Consider the following 4,929-nt stretch of genomic DNA (forward strand, 5'->3'; position numbering starts at 1 on the left):
ATTTTTGATTGGAAACACAGGAAAATACCAAACAACTTAAATAAAATTGCATTGGTAGTTAACCTGGTTGTAGCCTTATCAAACGGTTATTTGGCTTCATCCCTGCCGATCTCTATTGTGTGTTTCGTTGTTGGAGTTTTACTTTGGTACCTCAAGGTAATCGGTGCTGGCGATGTTAAGTTACTGACAGCATTGGTCGTTGGGATTCAACCTGATTTAGTCATTGCAACCTTGATTTCTATAGGTTTTATGGGAGGAGGGTTAGTTTTAATAATGTATATAATCGGTAAGATAAAGCGTTTCAATAGCTACAAAAAAGGTATCCCTTATGGGATACCCATTGCTTTAAGTTGTTTTATTTTCAGCACAATTTCAACACTATCAAATTAGTCACATAATATTATGCTTTATTCCCGATTCGGAAATATCACTAATCTGAAAAATTTGCTGTATTTTATCTTTTATCCCTAAAGTTTCTAGTTCTTGTGAAATTTCGTCACTGCACCAGACATACATATTAACTTTCTGACGTAACGGGATTGTCTTACACTTTTCATCACATACCGACCACTCAGGAAATATTAAAACCGTCCCATTGGTCTCGAGTTCATTTTTAAGCAACTGGCATGAACTTGTTTTAACCCAACTCGTTACGTGAGACGAATCAATATTATAATTGTTAAGTAATTCTTGAACATATGACTTAGACAAAGAGCTACAGAAAACAACTCTCTGTGGATAGCACTCATAAGGGTCAAGTGAATTTGAATGTGCGATCACATAGTTTACCGTTTTTAATTGATAAGATTTTCCGTTTCCTTGTGAAATTCTATCCATAGTGAATATTAAGTCATAACGCGACAGGTCCAACGAAGAAGACTTAGTAAAACTGTTTATGGACAAGTCGATGTTGTTCAGCATCCGAAATTCATTAATGACTCGATTGACCATATCGAAACAAAACGACTCAGCGATCGCTATGTTAAATTGATCTCGTAGTTCAACTTTTTCTAGGTCTTCAAATAACCTTTCATACATGGACATGGTTTGGTCAGCATAATCCAGTAATACTTTTCCATGTTTAGTCAGTAAAAATCCTTCTTTTCGGTCAAAAATACTTGCCCCTATTGTACTCTCGATCTTTTTAATGTGCTGGGATACAGCAGGCTGTGTCATAAACAAAGACTCAGCAGCAGCTGTAAAACTTTTGTGCTTAGCAACGTGTGAAAATGTTCTTAAATATTTTACGTCGATAGACCTGTTGACGTTTTTCATGGTGCAAACTACCCCGATGTTGCGTTCTTTTATTAATTATTCTTATTAAAAATCAGCGTAAAAGTAACAATAGTGCCATTGAGATACAAAAAAACATTATTTATAAAGTCATAAATAATGTTTATATGCATCTCAATAAATACAGATATCTTTTTGCAACAACAACTGATTCACAAGTCCTTATGTGCTTTTACAAACAACATATTTTATTTGTCATTTGTCCACCTGGACCCTTACAGAACACCTCCTCCAGACAAATGACAATCAACACAATTATAACCAAAACGTATGCAGTCACCACCTTAAAGCGCTACAAAAGCTTTGAAATTTATGCAAAAAGTCGACATTTATAAGACTTCAGGTCAAAAATCACTCTAGAGAATGATTGTTCAAATTTGTGATCTAGATTGCCATCAAATGAAACTAAACACCTATTAATATTACTTAATTCCAGAAAATGCGACAAAATACGCTGTTTTTACTCTGAAATGAGGTTAAGTCAGGCGCAAAAAAAAAGGGCTGATAACTATAGCCCTTTCGTATATGCATAATTATTTTATGGTTTTATTTCAACGTTTCGTTCGTAATCTAGAGAGTAAACAAAGTATAAAAAGAATAGACAATGATGAGCTGCCTCCTGACGATTCTCCTTGATTCAATGTCACCTCTGATTCATTGGAAACATTAGGCAAAACTTCTATATCAAAAGAACCAACCCACTCATCACCGCCGGACAATAAAACCTTATATTTAATATTGTCATATAAAGCCAGCCTGCGCTCTGCAGGCGCATTATAAACAATCTGAGCATCGATTATATTAGCTATCCCATTACGCGGGGCTTCAAGAATATTTAACGCTTTCACCTCACCATTAATATTTGGAAACAATTGGACTTCATCACCATATTTGACTTGTAGAGATTTCGTTTCCAACAACAATGCCTTCTTTCTTCGCACATCAATAGTGACCGACTGTTCGGCATATCCACCTACGGGGTCCGCCACCTTAACACTCAACCGATACTTTTCACCTTCCAACGCTCCGTTTGGTACATGTATAGTCAATGTTTTCGATTGTGTACCACTCAATGCTAATCTAGCACCTTCTGTCTGAGTCCAAGTGACCTGATGTTCAGCTGAATCAACATCCGTAATCGTCGTTACTTCGAATACCACTTTCTCACCAGCTACAGCACCAACCTGAATCTTATTGAGCTTAAATTGGGGAAGATCATTAACTGGCCTAATTTCAACCTCAACAGTCGCGTAATCACTTTGGTATCCATCACCATCAACAAGACGATAAGTAAAACTATCTCGTCCAAACTGGTTGTTCGAGGGGAAATATGTAATACCTCTGATAACACCTTTAGCTGGCTTACGACCTATCTCAATTGAATACGGGTGAGATCTAGGCAAGTTGAGGTCATTGGCTAATAAGTTGAGCATAAACGGACTGTCTTCTTCCGTAACGACAGAGTCATCTACCACAATAGGCTTGGATTGGCTTGGTTGTTCAAAAAGTACCGCAAAAGGGAAGTTTTGGCCGAAGCCACGGCTCAAACCTCGAGTTTTATACTCAGATATTGCGCCTAAGAATTGCGTTTTCCTCTGTCCGTCACCCAAGTAAGCATCTAAAAACTGTGTTGAATATTCAGGTGTCCCGTTTTCAATTTCTAACACCAGTAACTTGGATCCAAGTCCAAGCTTTACAGGCTCATCAAAAATAATCTGCCCACCACCTTGCTGCGCAACACCTCGATGCAATAGACGGCCAGCAGCTTCATTAATCACGGCATTACCAAACCTTGATTGAAACGGGTATTCAACTAGGCGATAAAACATCGGCATAGCAACACTCGTCGCCTTAGCGTAGAAGTGCAGCCCTACGATATCCTCACGCCCCTCAACAACGTCAATGGCGAACCCAAGTACGTTTGTATTTGTACTATAACGTGGATAAGTTCGGCCAAATGACGTGACCCAAGACGACTTAGTGGTCGCATTGGGAATAGCTAACGAAAATGTTGCCTTATCAGCATCGCTAATAATATTTGAGATAGTTACATCGGTACTTCTTCCCGCAGTAATGTCAGTCAAAGATGGTTCAGAATCATCAGAGAGATTCGTCACTGTCTCTCTACCGGGGAAAATATCGCCCGAGTCACCGGATGAAAACCCACTCTCGAGTTGCCCATCGCCATCAGCCTGAAATATCTGAACCTGCATCGGCCCATCACTATTGAACTGGTTATCTATATTTACCGCCGTAATGAGCAAGCCTTCGCCACGAAGTGCTTGGTCATAATCGGTTTTGCGTCGGTTCTCTATATAAGCACGAGGCCCAAACTGCTTTAAGTATGGGTCAAGGTGAATCACACTTTCTCCCTTAATAGTGTCAATTTGGACCTGGCCATTCTCCGAAAGAACGGTTGGCTTAAGAAAACCTGACGCCTCTTTACTCCATGCCAGCATGTTTACTGGAGTCTGACCTGCGTACTCGTCGCTAGGCTTTCTTGCCCAGCTTCCGCCTCCCATCAACCCCCAATGTCCAATTGAGCCGTCATGTTTATAAGAGTAAAGATCCGGCAAACCCAACATTAAATGCCCAAGTTCATGCGCTATTACTCCCATGGTTGACTGATGGTCGTCTTGATAATCAGCAAACAAGCAATAAGCGCTGATTCGCTTTCCATCAATCTCGACGGTACTGTGAGCGTACTTATGAGGCCAAATCGTTGGAGTCTTTCGTGTACCGCTAGATTTATCATTACCCGCAAAGACGAACATAACGGAGAGTTCTTGAGGCGAGATGCTGCCGTCATTGTTCGAGTCGTATTGAGCAAGATTGAAATCCACGTCTAAGGCTTCATACGCTTTTTCAAACACATTATTGAGTTTAGTTTGGCAATTACGCTCTGATTTGGAGTGGCAGTTTGGGTGTTCAATATCTAGAGTGACATTAATGACACCGTCATTCTTTGTTCCTTCACCCTCTTTCGCTGGAACAACTTTATAGTTACCGTAGCTATTTTTTAGAAAGTAATCTTGGACGCTTTGTTGATTGGCTCCAAATATCGTCGACTGAAAGTCATGGTCCACTTTTTCGTTTGAAAAGCTAACCTGTACCACTAATAATGGCTGCTCTATGGTTTTATTATTTAAAGCTCGGCTTTCATGCGAACTTTGGTTCCTTATATAATTAAACCTCTTGTTGTTAGCCGCGGGTGATTGAATTAGCTCATTGAAGTATGTTGGCTCTATTTTTATATGCCTAACATTAGATTCAGAAGGTACATCTGTCTCACTCGAAGCTAGAACTCCAGTGGAAACTATTCTGCCTTGCTCTTCTTCATTCTTTTCATATCTAGCAAAATACCATTGACTGTCAGAGTCTTGGATATAGAGGCTACCTGTTTGGTCTTGATACCAAAACATATGCTGAGAGCCCATTAACCGCAGTTCTTTAGAACTGCCGTCAACAAAAGTTATCGTATGCCAAATTGGTGCAGGTAAAGTGCTTGCTTGTACCGTGCTAACAGCTAATAACGCTGTTATGAAGGTACAAATTAGTTTTGTCCTCATTAGGATAATCCCATTAATAATTCTTTCTCAATAAGAGATAATTGATGCGTTAAATGCAACGCGACTT

Annotated in this window: 3 protein-coding genes; 1 reads left to right on the forward strand and 2 read right to left on the reverse strand. The window is 39.5% G+C overall.

Features of this window, described 5'->3' with window-relative positions; genetic code table 11:
* On the forward strand, positions 1–390 hold a 390-nt coding region (locus tag OH460_RS27160), incomplete at its 5' end, for an A24 family peptidase (RefSeq protein ID WP_270000171.1).
* Here OH460_RS27160 and OH460_RS27165 read toward each other — a convergent pair.
* Positions 391–1,275, reverse strand: coding sequence for a LysR family transcriptional regulator (locus OH460_RS27165; RefSeq protein WP_116871393.1), 885 nt, complete (start codon positions 1,273–1,275; stop codon positions 391–393). It lies immediately after the preceding gene.
* A 569-nt stretch (positions 1,276–1,844) separates the two neighbouring features.
* Positions 1,845–4,862 (reverse strand): M6 family metalloprotease domain-containing protein, encoded by a 3,018-nt coding sequence (locus OH460_RS27170; protein ID WP_270000172.1) that lies wholly within the window; start codon positions 4,860–4,862, stop codon positions 1,845–1,847.
* Positions 4,863–4,929: the final 67 nt, after the last annotated feature.

This window comes from Vibrio sp. Makdt (assembly GCF_027587015.1).
GTDB lineage: Bacteria > Pseudomonadota > Gammaproteobacteria > Enterobacterales > Vibrionaceae > Vibrio > Vibrio chagasii_B.

Coding starts and splice junctions, on each gene's coding strand:
- OH460_RS27165 (WP_116871393.1), bottom strand. CDS start 1,275: ATGAAAAACGTCAACAGGTCTATCGACGTAAAATATTTAAGAACATTT.
- OH460_RS27170 (WP_270000172.1), bottom strand. CDS start 4,862: ATGAGGACAAAACTAATTTGTACCTTCATAACAGCGTTATTAGCTGTT.